The sequence below is a fragment of the Burkholderia sp. WSM2232 genome (assembly GCF_000472545.1).
Taxonomy (GTDB): domain Bacteria; phylum Pseudomonadota; class Gammaproteobacteria; order Burkholderiales; family Burkholderiaceae; genus Paraburkholderia.
Map to the genome: position 1 here is coordinate 1 of NZ_AWZV01000035.1, position 22,123 is coordinate 22,123.

Genomic DNA, 22,123 nt, shown 5'->3' on the forward strand with positions numbered 1-22,123 from the left:
TCGGCCGGAGCTCGCGCTTTAGCGCGTTACTCCGGCCCCATGCAAAGCTGTCGGCCGGAGCTCGCGCTTTAGCGCGTTACTCCGGCCCCATGCAAGGCTGTCGGCCGGAGTTCGCGCTTCAGCGCGCTACTCCGGCCCCATGCAAAGCCTCTTGCCACACGCAACCGCGCGCGCGCACGGCTTTGCCGTGCGGCGCGTCATCGCATCAATTACTTCGAAGCCCACGACGAAAAACGCTGCTCCAGCTCGTCGCCATGGTCGGTCCAGAACGACAGGTTCTGCAGCACCGCGTTCTTGCCATTGGCCGGCGAGTTCGGCAGATTGCCGAGCGTCTTCGCGTCGAGCCCCTTGATCGCCGCCACGTTCACCGGGCCGTAAGCGATGTGGTGCGCGTACTCCTGCTGCGGCTTGGACGAAAGCGTATAGGCGATGTACTTCTCGGCCAGCGCCTTGTTCGGCGAGCCCTTCGGAATTGCCCAGTAATCGAGGTCATAAATGCTGCCGTTCCACACGACCTTCAGGTTCTTGCCTTCCTTCTGCGCGGCATCGATCCGGCCGTTATAGGCCGTCGACATCACCACGTCGCCCGCCACGAGAAACTGCGGCGGCTGCGCGCCGGCTTCCCACCACTGGATGTTCGGCTTCAGCTCGTCCAGTTTCTTGAAGGCGCGGTCCTGGCCTTCTTTCGTCGCGAGCACCTTGTAGACGTCTTTCGGCGCGACGCCGTCGGCCATCAGCGCAAACTCGAGGTTGTAGCGCGCGCCCTTGCGCATCGCACGCTTGCCCGGAATCTTCTTCACGTCCCAGAAATCGGCCCAGCCGCTCGGCGCGGTTTTCAGCTTGTCGGCGTTATACGCGAGCGCCGTCGACCACACGAAAAAGCCCACGCCACAGGTTTGCGGGGCTTCCGGAATCAGATCCGACTTCTTGCCTAGCTTCGACCAGTCGAGCTTTTCATACAGCCCTTCGTCGCACCCGCGGCCAATATCGCCCGACTCAACTTCCACCACGTCCCAGTTCACATGCTTGGCCTCCACCATCGCCTTGACCTTGGCCTGCTCGCCGTTGTATTCGACAGCGGTCACCTTGTTGCCGGTTTGCGACTCGAACGGCTGGTTGAAGGCTGCCTTTTGCGCGTCCCCGTTGGCGCCGCCAAAGTTGACGACCGTCAGTTCGGCCGCATTGACCTGCGCCGCGCCCAGCGCGAGCGCCACAGCACCGACAGCAATGGCGCAGCGCGATTTCCCGATCTTGCTCATGGTGAGTTGCTCTCCTTTAATGGTGGTTTCCAGCTTCAGTCATGCGACTTTGTTATGTGCTGCTGATTGCCCCGCTCCATGCAATCATGCGCGCGTTTGGCGGGCTCACGCCCCCGCGAATACCCGCAGATGCTCCGGCGCGAACTCCAGTGCGACAGGCGCGCCGGGCGCGAAAGACTCGAGCGCGTCGGTACCCAGCGGCACCTTGACGAAACACTCGTCCTGCTGCGGCAAACCGCAGCGCATGCGCACGTGGTCGCCGAAATAGATGAGCCCGCGCGCTTCGCCGGCGAGCGCATTGGCGCCCGGCCGCACGGCCCCGTTGCCATGGCTGCCCGTTGCGAGCTTCATGCGTTCGGGTCGGATGCAGGCGATGGCCGGCGTTCCCGCCCGTGCGCCGCCTATGTTGCGGCCGGTCAGCCGCGTGCCGTCGGCGAGATGGAACTCGCAGTACTCGCCGTTCACGTTTGCAATCGTGCCGCGCAGCTTGTTGCTGTCGCCGATGAAGTTGGCGACGAACTCGTTGCACGGCGATTCGTACAGACGGTCCACCGTATCGAGCTGCTGCACGATGCCTTTGTCGAAAACAGCCACGCGGTCGGACATGGTCAGCGCCTCGCCCTGATCGTGCGTGACGTAGACAAAGGTCACGCCGAGCTTCTCGTGCAGCGACTTCAGTTCGTACTGCATGTGTTCGCGCAACTGCTTGTCGAGCGCGCCGAGCGGCTCGTCCATCAACACGAGTTTCGGCTGGAACACCAGCGCCCGCGCGAGCGCAATGCGCTGCTGCTGGCCGCCGGAAAGCTGCGCCGGATAACGCTTCGCGAAGCTCTCCATGCGCACCATCTTCAATGCGTTGTTCGTGCGATGCGCGCGCTCTTCGGCGGAGACTTTGCGCACCGTCAGCGGATACGCAACGTTCTGCTCGACGGTGAGGTGCGGGAACAGCGCATAGTTCTGGAACACCATGCCGATGTTGCGCTTGTGCGGCGGCACCGTATTGAGCAGCGTGCCGTCGAGCCAGATCTCGCCGCCGGTTGGAAATTCGAAGCCGGCCAGCATCATCAGGCAGGTCGTCTTGCCTGAGCCCGACGGCCCGAGCAGCGTCAGGAATTCGCCTTGATAGATGTCCAGATCCAGTTGTTTGACGACCAGCGTTTCGCCGTCGTACGTCTTGCGCACGCCTCGAAAGCTGACGATCACTTCATCCGTTTTCATCGCCGTAGTCTCCTCTGCGGTCGGGCCGGCTTCTGCTGCGTCACAGCGGGCCTGCATCAATTGCGTGGCCCACTATAGACCGTTACGGTTCTACAATATGGAACCATTTCATTATTCCGGATAGAACCACTTGGACACGATCATCTTGTCGGATTGGCTCGCCGCCAGGCTTGATCGCGCGGCCGGGGAGCCGCTCTACAGGCAGACTTTGCGGCTGATGCAGCAGGCGATCCTGGCCGGCCAGTTGCCGCCCGGCACGAAGCTGCCGAGTTCCCGCACCCTGGCCGAAGATCTCGGCATCGCGCGCAATACGGTGCTGCATGTGTACGACCAGTTGACCGCCGAAGGCTACGTGCTCTCGACCACCGGCAGCGGCACCTATGTGGCCGACACGCAGCCCGACAAGGCCGCCGTCAACACGCGCAGAAAGCCGGCGGTCGCGGCCGTCGGGCCGGCGAACGAGCAGGACAAGCCGGGAAAGCGCGATCTGAACGACTTGTCCAGCCGCGGTCGGCGCCTGATCGGCCAGGCCGGGGTATCCGCGAAACAGTGGGGCGCGTTCATGCCGGGCGTGCCCGATGTCGCGGAATTTCCGGCGCGAACGTGGAGCCGCCTGCAAGCGCGCCTGTGGAAGGAAGCGAACCCCGATCTGCTCACCTATGCGCCCGGCGGTGGCTACCGTCCACTGCGGCGCGCGTTGTCGGACTATCTACGCGTCGCGCGTTCGGTGAATTGCACGCCGGATCAGATCATCATCACTACGGGTATTCACCAATCCATCGATCTGGCAGTACGCCTGCTGACCGACGTCGGCGATCGCGCCTGGGTGGAGGAGCCTTGCTATTGGGGCGCGCGCAGCGTGCTGCAGTCGTCGGGTATTACGCTCGTGCCGGTGCCGGTCGACGACGAGGGCCTCAACCCGCGCGAAGAAGATCTGCGGCAGCCGCCGCGTCTTGCGCTCGTCACGCCGTCACACCAATATCCGCTCGGCATGGTGATGAGTCTCGCGCGGCGCCGCACGCTGCTCGAATACGCGCGCCAGCACAACGTGTGGATCATCGAGGACGATTACGACAGCGAGTTCCGCTACGGCAGCCGGCCGCTCGCGTCGCTCCAGGGTCTGGACGACGCGGGCCAGGTCATTTATGTGGGCAGTCTCGGCAAGATGCTTTTTCCGGGCCTGCGCATGGGCTACATGATCGCGCCGGAGCATCTGGTGGACACGTTCCGCACGGGCATCGCCGAGCTGTATCGCGAGGGGCAGTTGATGCAGCAGGCGGTGATGACCGATTTCATCATGGACGGCCACCTCACCTCGCATGTGCGGCGCATGCGTGCGTTGTATGGCGAGCGCCGGCAGATTCTGATCGACGCGATCACCGCGCGTTTCGGCAGCGAACTGCCTGTCATGGGCGACGAAGCCGGCTTGCACCTGGTGCTCGGTCTGCCGGACCACGCGGACGACCGCGCCGTGACGGCGGCCGCTTTCGACGCGGGCGTCATCGTGCGGCCGCTCGCGAGCTATTACAGTTGCGATCCGCCCCTGCGGCGCGGACTGCTGCTCGGCTATGCGTGCGTGCCGAACGACCGGATCGGTCCCGCGTTCGACACGCTCGCGCGCGTTATCGAGCAGACGGCCCTGAAAAAGCCGACGCGCGCCGCCTGAACAGCGCGGTCGCCACGCGCGCGGCGGCGGCTTGCGGACGCCGCGCGGCGACGTCGCTCATTTGAGCCCGAAATCGACCCGCGTGGTGGCGCCTTTATCCTTGATACCATCGGCGTCCAGCTTCGGCGCGACGATAAACACGCGGCTGCTGTCGATCTTGCCTTCCAGGTACTGCTGCACGCTCTGCGCCCGCTGCTGTGCGAGCCGCCGCAGGCTCGCCTCGTCGATGGGTGCGTTGGCGGCGAGCGCGCTCTTCATGTCGTCGTCGGGCAGGCTCTTGGTCAGGCCGACAAAATTGCGTGGCTTCTTGAAGTCCGCGGATTTGTAGGCCTTCGTCAAATACTTGTCGTATTCGTTCGCGTCCACTTTCACAGCCGACAGATCCACGCTTTCGCCGTTGCCCACCACGTCCTTGATCTTCTGCTGCTTGACGAGGCGATCCACGTAAAGCGCTCGCAAGGCGGGCTCGTCCACCTTTGGATCGACGCGGCCGATCAGGTCCATCCGGATGGACGGCTTCGAACTGAGCGCCGTGACGATCGTGTCGAGCTTTTTGGTGTCGACGTCAGTCAATTGCGCCAGGCCCGGTTCGAATTCCACGTAACCCAACTCCTCGCCGCTGCCGCCGAACGCGTTGGCGATCAGCGAGAACGGCGCGGTCACGGCTTTTTGCAGCAGATTGAGCACCGCATGCCAGATCAGCCCGCCGATGCTGAACTCCGGATTCGACAGCGAGCCGGACACCGGCAGATTGACGTCGATCTCGCCGCGCGAATTCTTCAACAGCGAAATCGCGAGCCGCACAGGCAGCTTGGTCGCCGTGTCGTTTTCGATGTGATCGCCGAACGTGAGCTGATCGATGAACAGGTGGTTGTCCGCGTTCAGTTGGTCGTTCTCCAGCTTGTAGTGAAGATCGACGTTCAGCTTGCCCTTGGTGATCGGATAACCCGCATACTTCGCGGAATACGGCGTGAGATTGGTCAGCTCGATGTCGTGTGCCGTCGCGGTCAGATCGAGTGCGGGCTTTGCTATCAGCGGGTTGACGCTGCCGCGAATCGACAGCGGACCATTGGCCGCAAGCTTCGCAGCAATGTCGACGGGCGCGGAGGTCGTCGACTGCGTGCCGAACGCGCCGACAGTGCCCTGAATGCCGACCAGGTTAGCGGTGAAGTTCGGCTTGACGAAGTTGTCGGTATAAGTCACGCGGCCCTGCTGCAAGACCAGTTGGCCGAAGTGCAGCTTCACCGGACTTTGCGGCGGCGTCGCAGCGGTCACGGTAGCAGGCTGCGCAGGCGCAGCGGACGACGCCGGAGCCGACGCCGACGCCACCACGGGTGCCGAGGCCGCCACGACGGCGGAGGCTGTCGGCGGCGTCAGCGGCACGGGTTCCGCGCCGGGTCTGGCGTTCTTGTCGCGCGTGAGCGACTGCGCCGCGCCGCTTTCATGCGCGACCACGTCGTTCAGATTGAGCTTGCCTTGCGCGTTCAGCAGCACGCGTCCGTAGAACCTGCTGAAGGTCACACGCTCGGCGTCCACCGACGTGCCGCGCTCGTCGTAATCCGCCTTCAGTCCGGAAAGCGCGAGCGAGCGCCAGCCTGCAAAGGGATCCGAAGTTGCCTTGTCGAGCATGCGCACGTCCACGAGTGCAACGTCGCCGCGATAGGCCGCCTTCAACGACTTCGCCTGGCTCAACGCAAGCTCGCCGCTGCCGTTGAGCAGCGCGCTTGCAATCGTCGCATTCAGCTTGCTGCCGAAGTACGGTTCGAAAGCGGCTGCGTCCAGCCGGTTCGCATTCACTTTGACTGCGACCTTGAGCGGCGTTGCGGTGACGTCGCCCTTCAGGCCGAGCGTGCCTTTCCTGTTCAGCGTGGCTTGCAGTTCGACGGGCAGCGGCCGGCTCAGGTCGTCGCTGATCTGCTGCACTTTCAGTTGCAGCGGCGCGATGTCGAGCTTGACCGGCTGCGGCGTGGTGTTGTCCGTGAAATTGGCCGTGGCGTCCTTCACGTTCAACTCGCCGATCTTGTAGTGCCACGCCGGACCTTCGGCTTGCGCCTTCTTCGCCGCATGAATCGCCGTGCGTTGCGGTTCGGTCTCATGCGCGCCTGCCAGCGAAGCGAGATTGATGCTGCCGTCCTTCAGGCGTTGCACATCGACGGCGAGCCCCGTGGTGTCGACGCTCGTCACGTCTGCCGTGCGTGCGTTCAGGTCGACTTGCCTGACCTTCACGCTGCCTTGCGCAAGCCAGATCACCGGTTGCCGGGTGCCGCGCGGCGCCAGCTTCAGCGATTGCAGATCGAGCTGCGTATCCGCGACCATGACCGCAGCCGGCGACTTCGACCAGTTCGCGCCGATATTGGCGGTCGCGGAAAGTGCGCCGTCGGTCACTTCCGCCGCCGTTGCCGCGTCGAGATAGGGTTGCAGCAGCGGCAGGTTCAGTGACTTGATATCGAGCTTGGCGCTGGCAGTTTTCGCGGCCAGGCTCACTGCGCCCGCCGCGCCGAGCGAGCCGCCGTTGCGCGTGAAGCTGGTGTTGAGCGTGTAGTGCGCGGGCGCCGTGCCGAGCGTCGAGAAATCGGTGAGCGTGACCGCCAGCTTTTGCATACCAGCGTCGACGGGACGCGAAGCCGCTTCGTCATGCACGTTCACCGTGCCGTCGTTGAGCACGAAGCGTTTGATCGACAGATCGAGCGGCGGTGCGGTTTGCGGTGCGGCCTTTGCGTTTTGATGCGCAGCCTGCGAAGCCGAAGCGGCTGAAGCCACCGATGCGGACGTCGGCGCCGACGCGGCGGACGGCACCGATGCGGACGTGGCCGCCGACGCGGATGCCGCCGGCGCAACTGCCGGCGAACTTGCTGATGCATTTGCCGGCGTACTTGCTGATGCATTTGCCGGCGTACTCGCTAACGCACTTGCCGACGCGCTTGCCGCTTCAGCCTTCGCCGCAGCAGGCGCCGACGCGGGCGCGGGCGCGAACATCCGCTCGACGCTCAGTACGCCGTTCCTGTCGCGCGCGAGGCTTGCGCTTGGCGCGTCGATACGAATGTCGTCGAAATGATAGAGGCTTTTCAGCGGCTCGAGCGTGCGCGCCGCGACGTGCATCGTGCGGGCCGCAAAAAACGGCGCCTTCGTTGGATCGCGCACGTCGACGTCGTTCAGATCGACGGTGCCCGCGACTCGCAGCGTAGGCGCCTCGTTCGACATCACGAAGTTGAGCTTGAGATCCGTCGAGAGCTTGCCCGCCTGGACGATCACCGGCAGTCTGGTCGGCACGTACGAGATAAGGCGCGGCACGTCGAGCCCCTCGAAGCGCAACGACACCTCGGATTCGCGCGACGCGGCAAACGGTTTGGTTTTTCCGTCGATAGCGATCGGACTGCCGTCAATCCGCGCGCGCAGCAACGGCTCGACGAAGATATCGGTTTTGGACGGCAAGGTGGCGATAAACGGAATGCCGAGCTTCCATTGATCGATCACATGCGTTGCGCCAAGCAGTTTGTCGTCGAACGTGATCTGGCCGTTTTCAAGACGAATGTTGGACACCGAGAAAAGCGTTGGTTTGCTGTCCGGCGCGCTCGGCTGCTTCGAGAACTTTTCGATCAGATCGGTGAAATTGAAGCGCTGCGCGTCGTAGCGAACAATATGAAAGCGCGGCGAATCAAGCTGTATTTCGTCGATAATCGGCGCCGCGCGAAACAGCGAACTCCACGACGGCTGAACGATAAGCCGTTCGATATCCACGAAACTGCCCGCGCCGCCGCGCTCGCCAATATGCACGCGGTCCGCCTCGAGTTTCAGCGTGTATGGATTGAGCGCGATTCGACCAATGGTTGCGGGCCGGTCGAGTTGTTTGCTGAGCTGTTGTTCGGCGACGTGGCGAATCAGCGGCGGCGCCGCGAAAAAGCCTAGCAGACCGAACAGTACGATAAAGATCAGCAGACCTGTCATGACGCGACGTGTGCGGCGCGACTGCGCGAGATCGCGCATGGTCTGCATGGAAGAGGCGATTGATGCTTTGTTGATGCTTGCCATGCCTGGTTCTGGATAATGCGGCGGCAAGCCCGCCGCGACACGAAAATCCCGCAAGCGGCAGTATAAGTCGTGAATCTTTCCGGGGATAGAAATGTAAGCCGTGCTTACACAATTACCCGCGCGGCGGAGCCGCGCGTGCGTCTTTTATTGCGATCCTGTCGCGACCTTATTCTATTTTTATCGCGATCGTTTGACGGACCGCGCGGGCGGGCTTCGAAATTTGCGCAGTAGCCGGACATAGGCCGACTACTCGCGCAGATTTACTGACGCACGACGGCAGGCGGTTGCCAGCTGCCGTCCGTGGCCTGGGGCTTGGGCGCATATAAGCGAAGCACCAGTTGCAGATCGGCGCGCGGCGCCGGCAACCAGTTGCCGCTGCGGCTGCGCGTGGACGAGACCGTCACGTCGAGCGAGCCGTCACGATTGCGGCGCGCGCCGTTGCGATCACCCACCGCGATCCGGGCCGGTGCGCTTTCGCCGAGCGCGCCGTCTTTCGTATAGGCGGTGATCGACCAGAAGCCACGCACCGGCGGCAACTGATTCGGCGCAAAGCGAATCACGTAACGATTCGCGCCGTTCAGCGCGTGGCCGTCGCTGTCCTGAGTCACGACCGCGCGCACTTCGTCGTCCTTCGTGCCGATGCCCGGTTGCGCATAGGCCGCGTAAGCGCGCAGCGCGTAGTCCGGACCGTAGTTGCCCACGCCGTCGCCGAACCAGCTCCAGCCATTGCCCGTCAGCAGGTTCGACGGAGGAGTGACCACGCGCTCGTGACCGTCGGCGAGACCGGCGGCGATCGCGTCCGCCGCGCCCGGCAGCTTCACAGGCTCGCCCGGCGTCACGCCGAGATCGGAGAGAATTTTGAGCGCGTGCGGATCGGCCGGCGCCGGCGGGTTGTCGCCGAGCGCTTCCGCGAGCCGGTTGAAAAAGCCGTTCGCGTCGAGCGCGGCGACCTGCGCGGCAGGCGTGCCCGCAGCGCCCACTGCGCCAGCGGCCGCATCCGCAGCACTACGGGCAGGCGCAATCGACGCTGAGCGTGTGTCGCCCACATAGACCGAAAGCGGCGCGACGCGAATCGCGCGCTGAAGCTTGCGCACGGCGGTCAGGTCGCGGGTGCCGTTCGACTGAATACGCACGCTCACCCATGCGTTGCGGGTCGGCACGTCGACGCGCTTGACGTTTTTCGGCAGGTCGCCTTGCCAGCCCGGTCCGACGAACGCAATAGCCTGCGCCTTGATGCCGTTCGCGCGAGTCGTGAATTGATCCGCCGTCGACCAGACCACGTTTGTCCACATATCGAGAACGCGGGCGTCCACATAGCGGCCACGCGAATCGGGCAATGCGACGATCACCGGTTCACTGCCTACGTCCAGCCAGCCGGTGGAGTCGAGCGTGTCGAGGCTTGGCAGCATGGGATTGGCCGCGCCGATGGGCGGCAGCGCCTGCGCGTGACGCAGCGTGTTGAGCGGCGCACGGCCGGGCTCGGTGCCGACCGCGGCGTCGCGCGCGACGCCCATCAGCACCAGTGGATAGCCGAATACATAGGAATCGGCGACTTCGTCCTTGATCCAGCCGGTGGACTTTTGCGTCGTGGACGGCGTCGAGGCGCAACCAGCCAGGAATGCGAGGCCTGCGAGCGATGCGCAGGTCCAGTAATTCGTAAACACTGCTCGGCGATTTTTTATCATTCGTTCAGAGGGCGGAACGTGCTGTCCAAAGGGAGACGCCGGCGCGGCGCAACGGTGCTCGCGCGGTCTCCCAAACCCAGCGCGGCCCGATTGCGTCGCATCGCCGACAACATCGCGTTGTATCGTATCCGCGCTCCCCAGGCAAGCGCAAAGGCGTGAATAGCATATTGCAGCAAAGTCGCCGCGCGACGAACACAGCCCCTTGACCTTCCCATCATGGGAGGGTCGATACTGGGTTCTACCGGGTTCATTACGCAGCCCATGCCGCCACGAGCCATTGCCATCATGACCGAACTTGCCACTGCCGCGCACCCCACCGGCGCCAATCCGGCTCCAGCCCGCACCGCCGAACTCGAGATCGGCGGGATGACTTGCGCGTCGTGCGCGATGCGCGTCGAAAAGGCGCTGGCGAAGGTGCCGGGCGTCGCCGCGGCGTCCGTGAATCTGGCGACCGAAACCGCGACCGTCAATTTGACCGATGCCGCAACCAGCGCGGACGCGCTGATCGCGGCCGTCAGGAAAGCCGGCTATGAAGCGGCGCCGGTCGCCGCGCCGGAAGCCGCGCCGATGCCAGGCGCCGCCGCCGCTCTCGACGCCGACGCCGGCGCGCTGGGCGCTCCCGCCGCGAGCGCGCCCAGCGCAGCCGAGCGCAAACGCAATGAAACGCGCCGCGAACTGGCGGCCGTGCTCCTCTGCGCGCTGCTGACGCTGCCGCTCATCGTGCCGATGACGGCCGAATGGTTCGGCGCGCACGCAATGCTTCCGGCCTGGCCGCAATTCGGCCTCGCGTCGGTCGTGCAATTCGTGTTCGGCGCGCGCTTCTACCGCGCGGCTTACCGCGCAGTCCGCGCCGGCGCGGGCAACATGGACCTGCTGGTAGCGCTCGGCACGTCGGCGGCGTATGGCATCAGCGTCTATCAGCTCGCGAGCCATCCGAACGACACCATGCATTTGTATTTCGAAGCGTCGGCGGTCGTCATCACGCTTGTGCGCTTCGGCAAATGGCTCGAGGCGCGCGCAAAGCGCCAGACCACCGACGCGATCCGCGCGCTTCAGGCGCTAAGGCCCGACAGCGCGCGCATTCGAGTCGGCGCGGGCGAGCGCGAGGTGCCGCTCGCGCAAGTGCAGGTCGGCACCGTCGTGGTCGTGCGACCGGGCGAACGCGTTCCGGTAGACGGCGCGGTGCTCGAAGGCCGCACTCACATCGACGAGTCGCTGATTACCGGCGAAAGCCTGCCGGTGGCCAAGCAGGTGGGCGATGCGGTGACCGCCGGCTCCATCAACGGCGAGGGTGCAATTGCCGTGAGCACCACCGCGATAGGCGCCGAAACGACGCTCGCGCGGATCATTCGACTCGTGGAAAGCGCGCAAGCCGAGAAAGCGCCGATCCAGCGGCTGGTCGACCGCGTCAGCGAAATCTTCGTGCCGGCGATTCTGGCGATTGCGGCGCTCACATTGATCGGCTGGCTGCTGGCGGGTGCGGGCGGCGAAACCGCGATTCTCAACGCGGTCGCCGTGCTGGTGATTGCCTGCCCGTGCGCGCTCGGGCTGGCCACGCCGGCCGCGATCATGGCCGGAACGGGCGTCGCGGCGCGGCACGGCGTGCTGATCAAGGACGCCGAAGCGCTCGAAACCGCTCATAGCGTGACTATCGTGGCATTCGACAAGACCGGCACGCTGACCATCGGCCAACCTTCGGTGACAGCGTTCGAACCGGTCGGCGACATGAACCGCGACGAGGCGCTCGCTCTGGCGGCCGCCGTGCAGCGCCAGAGCGATCATCCGCTCGCGCGGGCCGTCGTCAACGCGTACGAGGCGGCGGGCAAAGCGCCGGCGCTCACCGCGAGCGCCGCGCGCGCCGTGGCGGGCCGCGGTGTCGAAGCGCAAGTCGAAGGCCGTACGCTTGCGCTCGGCAGCACGCGCTGGCTCGAAGAACTCGGCATTGAACTGTCGCCGCAAATCGCAGCGCGGGCTCGCGAACTCGAGGCGGCGGGAAATACCGTGTCCTGGCTCATGCAACGCAATGCGTCGACGCCCGCCGCGCTCGCGCTCATGGCATTCGGCGACACCGTGAAGCCGAGCGCGCGCGCCGCCGTCACCCGCCTTTCGGCAATGGGCGTGAAGAGCGTGCTTGTCACCGGCGACAATCGCGGCAGCGCGGCGAGCGTCGCGCGAGCGCTCGGCATCGACGAATATCACGCGCAAGTGCTGCCCGACGACAAAGCCCGCGTGATTCGCGACCTGAAAATCCGCAGCGCGGGCATTGTGGCGATGGCCGGCGACGGCATCAACGACGCGCCCGCGCTCGCCGCCGCCGACATCGGCATTGCCATGGCAACCGGAACCGACGTCGCCATGCATGCAGCCGGCATCACGCTGATGCGCGGCGACCCGGCGCTCGTAGCCGACGCGATCGACATTTCGCGCAAGACCTGGCGCAAGATCCAGCAGAACCTGTTCTGGGCCTTCGTCTACAACCTGGTCGGCATTCCGCTCGCGGCATTCGGGTTGCTCAATCCGATGGTGGCAGGCGCCGCCATGGCGTTCTCAAGCGTGAGCGTGGTGACGAACGCGTTACTGCTGCGCACGTGGAAGGCAAAGCGCTAAGACGCGGCCAGGACGCTAGAAGCACGGCTGCGGCGCCGCTGGGCGTGGGAAGGGCGCCGCAACAACACGAATGCTTACAGCTTGCTAAAGGAACCGTTACCAGCGGCCGTAAACAAGCCACGATGCCGGAAAGTGCCTGAGCACCCGGCATGCTTAGTCCCTCTCACTCCACACACGCCCATGGAACTTCTCTCTTTACGCCGTGCCAGCGTCGGCGCCCGGCTCGCCGTACTGTCATGCGTGCTGGTGGCGTTGATCTTCGCCTCCTTTACGTGGGCGCTGACACGCAGCGCCGGCAAGCAGGTCAGCGACCAGGTGCTCGAACGCATCGCAGAAAAGGACCGCTCGATCGCCGCAATGATCACGTTGTTCGACAAGGCGCTGTCCGCCGAAGTGGACCGCTCGACCTCGCTGTTCGCGAGCTTCCTGCCGAGCACCTATACGCTCGACGAAACGCAGAAAATCGACGTGAACGGCGTGGCCACGCCCGTGTTCAAAGCCGGCGACAAGGTACTGAACATGGACTTCAGTATTCCCGACCAGTTTCTGGAACGCAGCGGTGCGGTGGCCACCATCTTCGCGCGCACCGGCGACGACTTCGTGCGCGTCACGACGTCGCTGAAAAAACAGGACGGTTCGCGCGCAATCGGCACGCTGCTCGATCGCAACGGACCGGCGTATGCACTTCTCGTCGCCAACAAGACGTACACCGGGCTCGCTGCGTTGTTCGGCAAACGCTGGATCACGCAATACCGTCCGGTGACGGACGCAAGCGGCCGCGTGATCGGCGCGCTCTTTGTCGGCGTGAACGTCGATCAGGAAATCCAGCAGGTGCAGGACGGCATCCGCAACCTGAAGATCGGCGATAGCGGCTATTACTTTGTGGTGAACGCGTCGAAAGGCGCGGATCGCGGCAAGCTGATCGTCCATCCGGCTGCGGCCGGCCAGGCCGCGGACAATGCGAACGCGCCGTATCAGCAGATGCTCGACATGAAGGAAGGCCGGCTCGAATACAGTTCCGCCGACGCCACGCTCGGCGAGCAAGGCGCGCGCGACAAATTCGTTTCGTTCGTCACCGTGCCCGAGTGGCAATGGCTGGTGGGCGGGGTCGCGCCGCGCGACGAAGTGATGGCAGAAATCAACGCGACGCGCAATCGTTTCCTCGTCGCGGGCTTCGTGCTGGTCGGCGTATTCGCGGTGGTGTTCCTGTTGGCGGTGCGGCGCCTCGTCAGCCGGCCGCTCGAAGAAGCCGTCAAGGCGTCGGAGCGCTTTGCGTCAGGCGACCTGAGCGTGCGAGTCGCCGAGAGCGCAAGCCGGCGCGGCGACGAGATCGGCCGGCTGATGCGCTCGATAGACGGCATCGGCGAAGGTCTCGCGCGCATTGTTTCGCAAGTGCGCAGCGCGTCGACCGATATGTCGGAAGGCACCGAGAAAATCGCCACGGGCAGCGGCCATATCGCCTCGCGCATTGCAACCCAGGCAAGCAGCCTGGAAGAAACCGCGGCGAGCATGGAGCAGATCACGTCCACGGTGCAGCAGAACGCCGATCACGCGACGCAGGCGAACACGCTCGTCACGCGCGCGGCCGACGCGGCGCTCGAAGGCGGCCGCGCGGTGGAACGTGTGGTGTCGACAATGGGCGACATCAGCCGCTCGTCGCAGAAAATCGCCGAGATCACGAGTGTGATTGAAGGCATCGCATTCCAGACCAACATTCTTGCGCTCAACGCGGCCGTCGAGGCAGCACGCGCGGGTGAGCACGGCAAAGGCTTTGCGGTCGTCGCCTCCGAAGTGCGCGCGCTCGCGCAGCGCAGCGCAGCTTCGGTGAAGGAGATCGAAGGTCTGATCGCCGAATCGACGACGACCGTGCAAAGCGGTTTCCAGATCGCCGAGCAGGCCAGCAGCACCATGCAAGGCATCGTCCAGCAGGTCGGCCAGGTACGCGCGATCATGGCGGAAATCAGCGTCGCGTCGCGCGAGCAGTCGGGTGGCATCGAGCAGGTCAACCTCGCCGTCACGCAAATTGGCGAAGCGACGCAGCAGAATGCGACGATTGTCGGCCAGGCCGAAGAGGCCGCCGCCGAACTGCGCGATCACGCGGCGCGTCTGGCGCAAGTGGTCAGCGTGTTCAAGCTGGAAAACGAACGGCGCTAAAGGGCGGTAAGCGGCGGTAAAGGGCGGTAAAGGGCGTGATGGGCGGACTTGCGAGCGGCTTCGAGCATGCCCGGCTCGCGTTCAGGAAGCGTGCGCCGGCTAGCGCTCCTGCTTGTCTTCTGGCGCGCTTTCCGCGTGCCTGAACCGCGCCGCTTTTCGCAGCGCCCACCGCCCTAGGCGGTGGGCCGGAACATCTGGAACATCTCGCCGATTTCCGCGTAATCCGCTCGATAACCGGCGCGCATGATCGGCTGCGCCGCGTGAGTATCAAAAAGGCCGTCCTTGAGGTACGCCTCGTCGATGTGCACGCCCACCACCTGACCGAGCGACAGATAGTTGTCCATCGGCCTGCCGTCCAGATCGTGCAGGCGCACCACCTGCAGCAGCCTGCATTCGAGCGCGGCCGGCGACTCGGCAACGTGCGGCACCCGCACGTTGCGCCCAGGCGCGGGCGTGAGCCCCGCGAGTTCGAACTCGTCCACATGCGGCGCGACCGGCGCTGACGAGCGGTTCATCTGCTCCGCAAGCGGTTTCGTCGCGAGATTCCAGACGAACTCGCCGGTGGCTTCGATGTTGGAGACGCTGTCTTTACGCCCTTCGCTGCAAAAACCGATGATCGGCGGAAAGGTCGCAAATGCGCCGAAAAAGCTGTAAGGCGCGAGATTGAGCGTGCCTTGGGTGTCGCGCGAAGCGATCCATCCAATCAGACGCGGGGCGACGATTGCCTTGAAAGGATCGTGCGGCAGATTGTGGCCAGCCGCGGGATCGTAGAAGTAATGAGACATTCGCTAGGAGCAAGGGAAAGAATAACGAACAGTTATACCGCAGAGTCCGGCGCGGCGTGGGCTCTACCCTCGCCCAATCACCCGCTTGCGCCCTTCGCTCACTTGCGCGAGATGCACGTCGTCCCAGTCATAAAATCCGGCCCCGCTGCGCACGCCCACGCGCCCGGCGTCGACCTGCTCGCGCAGCAGGTCGAGCACGTCTTCGTCTTTTGCAAGTTCGGGCATCAGATGCGTCGAGATGTCGAGGAAAGTATCCAGGCCGCCCATGTCCGCCGCTTCCAGCGGACCCACGATTCCCCAGCGGCGCCCGAGCGACGCCTTCATGACGCGGTCCACCACCTCCGGCGTCGCCGCGCCCGAGCGCACGATGTTCAGCGCCTCGCGCAATACCGCAAACTGCAGACGGTTGCCGACAAACCCTGGAATCGCCTTGGTCAGGACTACCGGTTCCATACCGATAGCGCTCATCAACGCGGCGGTTTTTGTGGTGATGTCGGACCCGGTCGCGCTTCCAGGCACCACTTCCACAAGCGGAATCATGTGCGGCGGGTTCCAGAAATGTGCGATGACAAAGCGCTCTTTGGCTCGCAACGGCGCGGCGAGCTGGTCCGGAGTAAATCCGCTCGTATTGCTGGCGAGAATGGCGTGATCGGCAAGCAACACCGTCAGCTTTTCGTACAGGCGATGCTTCAGTTCGAGCACCTCAGGAATCGCTTCGATCACGAAATCAGCGGCGCGCATGACCTCCAGTTCCGCGTGCGTCTCGATGCGCGCGAGCGCCGCCTGCTTTGCCTCGGGGCCGATACGGCCGGCGTCGATGAGTTCGTCGAGCACCGCTTGCGCTTTCGGCGCGACGCTCGCGAGGCGCGCCGGGTCGACGTCGTGGACCACCGTCCGAAAGCCGTGCAATGCGCTTTGCGTCGCTATGCCCACGCCCATCAGCCCCGTGCCTACCACGCCTATCACTGCATTTCCTGCGCTTGCTGTGCCAACTGACTTGTCTGCCTGGTTCACGGGGTTCCCTCGCTCACATCCATGAAAGCATTCAAGCATAGCGCAGCCCGTGCAGGCGCCATGCCAAATGCGACAAAGCCGGCTCTCTCACGGAAAAGCCGGCTTTGCCGGAATCGCGCCGCGTAGACGGGTAGAGCGGCGCGGGGCACGGGCAGATCAGTAGCGCGGAGGCGGACGGTGTTCGTCCCGGCCATGATGACGCGGATCGTAGTCGTGCGGATGGTGGCGCATCCACTCGTCATGTCTCCAGTAGCGGTGGCCGTCGTAATAACGATCGCCGTGCCAGCCGATATCGATCGACACGCCCACCGGCATCATGTGCGGCTCGCCATAAACAACCGGCGCCGGGCCGTGGTCGACGATCACACGTTCCTGAGCGGATGCGCCGCCTGCAGCCAGCATGGCGCCGCCGGCGAGCAACGCTGCGAGAACGGTTCGCGATGTCTTGTTGAAAATTTTCATGGTTCTCTCCCATCAAAGTTGGATCACGCCCACGCCGCTTGGTCCAGGCCCGGACTTCCGGGCCCGCACACCATGCGGCGCGTCTGGAACCCACTTTAACGACCCCAACCGCACGAAGACGTGAGCACTTGTAAGCGTGCATTTCAAAGATAGGGGCGGATAGCGGAACCGTCTTTTCTCTCAGGACGCCCGCCGGTCAACGCTTGCCGGATTGGACGCGGGTGGGTCGCCAGAGGATCGTGTCAGCCGCCGTTACATCCATTTCGGACGGGAAATTATTGATAAGCCGAAAAATAGGCGGCCCGGAGTTGGCCTCCGCGCCGGACAAACAAAAGCCACCGCACGCTCTCGCGGGCAGTGGCTCGAATTGATGCTCGCGCACTTCTTGTGCGCACCCGGCGGTACTAGCACGCCGGTTGGACTGCTTGCTATCAGTCGGTCAGCTTGATGCCGAACAGCGTAGCTTGCGCCTTACGCTGGCGCTCGGCCTCGCGGGCACGCGCCGCGTAAGAGTAGTCCGCGTCCAGCGGCAGGTGGGGCGACGCAAAGAGGTCGCTGACCTTTTGGAACAATGCAAAGATGAAGCTCATGGCGACTCCCGGTTAGTTGCTGCAATTGCTAGGGTTTTCCCTTAAGAAGCATTATAGGGTTTTCCCTAGTCAAAAGCTAGTGCAATGCAGCATAAACGGGAAAGAGCGCCTTGGAAGATGGGACAAAGGCCATACTGCGTTGCAACATGACAACGTCCCCGTTTCTTGGGAGCCGGGCGGCTGCCGGCATGCCGGCGGCTCTTGTGCCTATTGAAGGGTGGGCGGCGTGAGCTTGCGGTTGGATGCGCGCCGCCTCGCCACCGCAGTTTTGCGCGGATTGACGACGGCCGCATCGACGGCACCTTGCGCCGATGGGTCGGCGGCCGCCAGCGTGGCGCTATTGACGGACACGATCAGGCCAGGCAGCGTGCGTGCCGGCTGCTCCTGCTGTTTGACGGCGGCGCCCGTAGCGGAAAACTCGACGTTCAACGCCCAGTGCCCGTCATGTATGCCCTGGTCGCGCAGGAGTGCGGCGATCAGGTCTTCAATGGAATATTTGTGTTCGCTAGTCGGCATGTTGGCTTCGGCGGAATGAGGCGCTGGCGTGTCCGATTCGGCGTCGCGGCAGCAGCATGCAGAGTGTAGAGCGGCCCATCGGGCTTGCGACGAGCGGCAGGCGACGCCTGCCTTACGGCATCTATCGGAGGGAGGTGGTGAGAGAGCGCTGCAGCCGGCCCGGCAGGCAGCGCGCACTCCTAACGCGTGGTGGCCGTTTTCGACTTGTGAATGCGCTGTGCATGGACCGCGCGCTTGCCGCTGGAGGACGCCGGCGCCGCGGCCGCCTGCTGCGATGCCGGGGACGCCGGCGCCAGCGCGGCCCCGGGTGCAGCGGCTTGTGCGGCGGCCTGAGCGGCGGCATTGGCCATCGCCATCTGGGTGTCGAGCAGACTGGACATTGCGGCCTGCTGGTTTTGCATCATCTGTTCGACGCGATGCTGCTGTGCAGTCGTCTCGCGCGTCAGACGCATTAGAAGCACGGTTTGCGTGATGCCAATTGCGACGGTCATCAGCAGCGCGCCGACCACAATAGACAGCATCCATTTCATGCGGCGCGAATGATCGGTGGCCGCGCGGCGCTGGTCGGCGATCACGCCGTACAACGCGTCGACGGTGTCCGCAAAGGCCGTCGCGCGCGCCCGGTCGAGTTCCGGCGCGGTTGGTGAGGCGGCTTCCGGGCGTCGCGCTTCGTGCGCTTTTGTGCGCACGCCTGCGGGTGCCGCCAACCCGGGCGCTTCTCGACCTCTTCCTGTTGATGCCGCTGGGCCGGGCGATTCTGTACCCCTTGCTCCCGAAGCCGCTGGGCCGGGCACTCCTGTACCCCTTGCTGCCGATGCCGCTGGGCCGGGCGCTCCTATAACTCTTTCCGCCGATGCTGCCGAGCCGGGCGCTTCTGTGTCCACGCCCGTCGATGTCGCCGAGCCCGGCACTCCTATAACTTTCCCCGCCGATGCTGCCGGGCCGGGCGCTCCTGTACCCACTCCTGCCGATGCCGCCGAGCCGGGCACTCCTATAACTCTTTCCGCCGATGCCGCCGAGGCGGGCGCTTCCGAACCCACGCCTGCCGATGCGGCCGTGCCGGACGCTTCTGTGTCCGTCGCCGTGATCACCGCCGATGCCGCCGCCGGTCGCACTTTCGCATCGGTCGTCGCCGAAGCAGCCACCTCGCGCGGCAACCTCCGTTCCGTGTCCAGCGTCACAGATTCACCCGGCAGGCCCGCGGCCGACGCTGGCATCCGGTCAGTCCGGCTCATCCCACCGGCCGCCGCTTCGCCGCGCCCTTTCACGGGCACCGGCTGCACCGGCTGCACCGGCCTTGCGCCGTTGCGCGACCCAGTCGCTTCTGCCGCCTCGGCGGCGCTCCGGTCCGCGGCCTGACGCAGCGCGGTGATGCTACGCGCCACCGTGGCGGCCGCCATCGCGGGCGTGAGCGGCGCAGTCGCTGCGTGGCCCGCGTCAGCGATGCCTCCGGCCGACGGTTCGTGCGCCGCGGCCGCCGCCTCTGCCGGCAACGGCTCGATCTCCAGCCCGCTCAATTGCGCGTGGACCGCGGCCGGCTCATCGGTTCTTGCAGCGCGCGGCGAGCGGCGCCCGGTCCTTGCATCGAGCGATGCGGTGTCAGCAGCCGTATCCAGCGCGCCGACCGCCGCGAGCACCACATCGGGCAATTCGAAGCCGTGCAGCGTCCCTTGGCGGATGTCGATATTCATCGCTTCCAGCGTGGCGCGGGTGGGATCGTCGGGGAACAGGTCGAGCGTGCTGTCGTCGCGCGAGACGTCGCTCAGTTGCGCGAGGCGTTGTGCAGAGCGCGCGGCGCGCGCCAGCTTCTTTTCGGTTTCGGTGGAGACGGTGGCCTGGCGACGCTTCTTCGAAGCGGCGCGCTCAGGCCCGGACTGCTTGGATACTGCGGAATCTGCCATAGAGAAAAACGCGGTGGTCGCCGGGGAGCGGGCGCCGGCACCGCTCGTCAATGCCATTGGAATTTTTCGAGACCGCATTGTCGCATGGCGTCCACCGCCGCCGAAGCCATTCGCCGACGATTTTCCGTTTCAACCGGCCGCGTCGTCCTGCCGGAACTCCCTCACGCCCCGCAGTTGACGCAAGCGCGTGCAAATCGCCTCATATTCGACATTGGACACGCGATGCAGCGTGATCATCACCTCGTCGCATTCGGGCGTTTCGTCGTTCTGCTGCATCACGAACTGTTTGACGCGCGAGCTGGCCGCGCCCAGTTCGTCGTGCAGCGAGTGAAACGTCACGGCGCCGCGCTCCACTAGCATCGTCACCTGGCGCCGCTGCTTCACCGTAATGAAACGCCGCTCGAGCGGCTTGATGCCCGCAAGGATGATCAGAATGATCACGGTCGCTGCGATCGACGCCGTATAAAGCCCGCCGCCGACCGCAAGCCCGATGGCCGCGACCGACCAGAGGCTCGCCGCCGTCGTCAGCCCGCGCACGATTTCGCCGCGCAGCAGAATTGAACCCGCGCCCAGAAAGCCGATGCCGGAGACAACCTGGGCCGCCATCCGCGAAGGGTCGAGCACGACGTGTTCGCCGCCGAGCACGTCGGCAAAGCCGTAGGCCGACACGATCATGATCAGCGCCGAGCCCACGCACACAAGCATGTGAGTGCGCAAGCCGGCCGCCCACGACAGCCGCTCGCGCTCGAAGCCTATGACGCTGCCGAGCGCGGCCGCAAACACCAGGCGGGAGATGAGTTCGAGATTACCCAGCATCGTTCTCTCCTTGTTGAAATTTTTGCAGCGTTTTCCTCACTCATTTCGGGCGCCGGCACGCATCCGTTTGCATTATGCTAAGCCGCGTGCTGTCGCTGCTGCGGCCGGTTCGCCAGGTGGCATACCTGTGTGCGCCGCCGCGCCCGCACGGCCGCCGGAATCAGGCCCGCTCACGGGCGCTGCGAATCAACGCGTTTGAATTTGACTATGCCCAGCCCGAACCTTGACGCCGCCTCGACGATCGCGCTCGCCGCCGCACTGCGCGATCACTTTAACGGCGTGATCCTGCCCATGTGGCGCAACGCGGGCTTTAACACCGCGCTCAGCTTGCCATATGAGGCACTCGGTGAAGATCATCGTCCCGCGCCGGTCCAGCGTTACCGGGCTATGGCGTGCGCGCGTCAACTGTTCGTGTTCTCGCAGGCCGGCGACGCCGCCCATGCGCAGGTTCTGTTCGACTCGCTCACGCACACGTTTCAGGACCCACAACACGGCGGTTGGTTCTATAGCGTGGACGAGCACGGCGCCCCGCTCGACACCGTCAAGGACCTGTACACGCATGCGTTCGTCGTGTTCGCATGTGCCGAATATGGCCGGCGCTCCGGCAACCGGGACGCGCTCGAGATCGTGCATCGCACGTCAGCGCTCATTCAAACGCGCTTTGCCGCCCCCGGCGATCTCTTCAACGCCGCGCTCAGCACGGACTTCGCAGAAGTGACCGGCACGCCCATCCAGAACCCGTTGATGCATCTGACGGAAGCATGGCTCGCCGCCCGCCAGGCCACGCGCGACAACGCTTTCGACGCCGCGCTGCGGCGCCTCGCCGGTGCGGTCGCTGGCCACTTCGTGCATGCGCCTTCGGGTTGCATCGCCGAATTGCCGGTCGGCACGGCAGACAATCGCCTGGAACCCGGGCATCAGTTCGAGTGGTTCTGGCTGGTCAAGCAGGCGGGCGGGCTGTTCGAGGGCTCGGGTCTGGCGGAAAGCCTCGCGCGCGGGTTCGAGTTTGCGCAGCGCTTCGGCGTGGACCAGCAAACCGGCGGCGTGGTCGCGTCACTCGAAGAAGACGGAAGCATCAAAGACCCGATTCAGCGCATCTGGGCACAAACTGAATATCTGCGCGCGCTCGCGAGCCACGACGAAGCGGCCGTGCGCGCGGTCTTGCCACGGCAAATGGAACTGTTCCGGCAGCGCTTTCTGCGGCCGCAAGGCTGGTTCGAATGCAAAACGGCGAGCGGCGAGGTCGCGCGCGCCGATATGCCGTCGACCACGCCTTATCACCTCGCCACGGCTTTTGAAGCCTTGCCTGCCTGAAGCGGGCAAGGCCGGCGCTGAAGGCGCGCGGCATTTTTATGCCAAATGGTTAACCCTGGCATTAAAAGCGGGTTTTTTCACGCTTGCCAGGACAAAAAAACACCGAA

The 22,123-nt window shown here is 64.8% G+C and carries 15 protein-coding genes; 4 read left to right on the top strand and 11 right to left on the bottom strand.

Features of this window, described 5'->3' with window-relative positions; genetic code table 11:
* Nucleotides 1-209: 209 nt before the first annotated feature.
* Both F757_RS0125870 and F757_RS0125875 read right to left on the bottom strand, forming a co-directional pair.
* Complete coding sequence (locus F757_RS0125870) at nt 210-1,259, bottom strand: ABC transporter substrate-binding protein (RefSeq protein WP_027213917.1); 1,050 nt, start codon at nt 1,257-1,259, stop codon at nt 210-212.
* A 105-nt stretch (nt 1,260-1,364) separates the two neighbouring features.
* Complete coding sequence (locus F757_RS0125875; RefSeq protein ID WP_027213918.1) at nt 1,365-2,477, bottom strand: ABC transporter ATP-binding protein; 1,113 nt, start codon at nt 2,475-2,477, stop codon at nt 1,365-1,367.
* Between the two features lie 130 nt (nt 2,478-2,607).
* Here F757_RS0125875 and pdxR point away from each other — a divergent pair, with 130 nt between their 5' ends.
* On the top strand, nt 2,608-4,143 hold the full coding sequence (gene pdxR / locus F757_RS0125880; RefSeq protein WP_027213919.1) for a MocR-like pyridoxine biosynthesis transcription factor PdxR: 1,536 nt from the start codon (nt 2,608-2,610) through the stop codon (nt 4,141-4,143).
* A 57-nt stretch (nt 4,144-4,200) separates the two neighbouring features.
* Here the strand turns inward: pdxR and F757_RS0125885 are convergent, their stop codons facing one another.
* Nucleotides 4,201-8,172 carry a DUF748 domain-containing protein gene (locus F757_RS0125885; protein WP_027213920.1) on the bottom strand — a complete coding sequence of 1,324 codons (3,972 nt, stop codon included), beginning with the start codon at nt 8,170-8,172 and terminating at the stop codon, nt 4,201-4,203.
* A 260-nt stretch (nt 8,173-8,432) separates the two neighbouring features.
* Nucleotides 8,433-9,857: a DUF1254 domain-containing protein gene (locus F757_RS0125890; protein WP_027213921.1), complete on the bottom strand. Its 1,425-nt coding sequence runs from the start codon at nt 9,855-9,857 to the stop codon at nt 8,433-8,435.
* Between the two features lie 285 nt (nt 9,858-10,142).
* Here F757_RS0125890 and F757_RS0125895 point away from each other — a divergent pair, with 285 nt between their 5' ends.
* Together F757_RS0125895 and F757_RS0125900 are read left to right on the top strand one after the other, a co-directional pair.
* Nucleotides 10,143-12,464, top strand: a complete 2,322-nt coding sequence (locus F757_RS0125895) for a heavy metal translocating P-type ATPase (protein WP_232221458.1) — start codon at nt 10,143-10,145, stop codon at nt 12,462-12,464.
* 180 nt (nt 12,465-12,644) lie between these two features.
* Complete coding sequence (locus tag F757_RS0125900) at nt 12,645-14,618, top strand: methyl-accepting chemotaxis protein (RefSeq protein WP_027213923.1); 1,974 nt, start codon at nt 12,645-12,647, stop codon at nt 14,616-14,618.
* A 173-nt stretch (nt 14,619-14,791) separates the two neighbouring features.
* On the opposite strand, the gene F757_RS0125905 is transcribed toward F757_RS0125900, so the two are convergent.
* The 7 genes from F757_RS0125905 to F757_RS0125935 all read right to left on the bottom strand — a co-directional run bounded on the left by F757_RS0125905 (nt 14,792) and on the right by F757_RS0125935 (nt 20,702).
* Complete coding sequence (locus F757_RS0125905) at nt 14,792-15,403, bottom strand: flavin reductase family protein (RefSeq protein ID WP_027213924.1); 612 nt, start codon at nt 15,401-15,403, stop codon at nt 14,792-14,794.
* Between the two features lie 63 nt (nt 15,404-15,466).
* The gene (locus tag F757_RS0125910) at nt 15,467-16,417 is read right to left on the bottom strand and encodes a 3-hydroxyacyl-CoA dehydrogenase family protein (protein WP_084531039.1); all 951 of its coding nucleotides are present in this window, start codon (nt 16,415-16,417) and stop codon (nt 15,467-15,469) included.
* Nucleotides 16,418-16,573: 156 nt separating this feature from the next.
* Entirely contained in the window at nt 16,574-16,879 is a 306-nt protein-coding gene (locus F757_RS0125915; RefSeq protein ID WP_027213926.1) for a hypothetical protein, read from the bottom strand.
* A 431-nt stretch (nt 16,880-17,310) separates the two neighbouring features.
* Entirely contained in the window at nt 17,311-17,469 is a 159-nt protein-coding gene (locus F757_RS36315) for a hypothetical protein (RefSeq protein ID WP_167450680.1), read from the bottom strand.
* A 207-nt stretch (nt 17,470-17,676) separates the two neighbouring features.
* A complete protein-coding gene (locus F757_RS0125925; protein ID WP_027213927.1) occupies nt 17,677-17,985 on the bottom strand; it encodes a hypothetical protein in 309 nt (102 codons plus the stop codon).
* A 179-nt stretch (nt 17,986-18,164) separates the two neighbouring features.
* Nucleotides 18,165-19,886, bottom strand: a complete 1,722-nt coding sequence (locus F757_RS0125930; protein ID WP_027213928.1) for a hypothetical protein — start codon at nt 19,884-19,886, stop codon at nt 18,165-18,167.
* Nucleotides 19,887-20,015: 129 nt separating this feature from the next.
* Nucleotides 20,016-20,702, bottom strand: coding sequence for an MgtC/SapB family protein (locus F757_RS0125935; RefSeq protein ID WP_027213929.1), 687 nt, complete (start codon nt 20,700-20,702; stop codon nt 20,016-20,018).
* A 207-nt stretch (nt 20,703-20,909) separates the two neighbouring features.
* On the opposite strand from F757_RS0125935, the gene F757_RS0125945 reads away from it, so the two are divergent.
* Nucleotides 20,910-22,016: an AGE family epimerase/isomerase gene (locus F757_RS0125945; protein WP_027213930.1), complete on the top strand. Its 1,107-nt coding sequence runs from the start codon at nt 20,910-20,912 to the stop codon at nt 22,014-22,016.
* Nucleotides 22,017-22,123 lie beyond the last annotated feature (107 nt).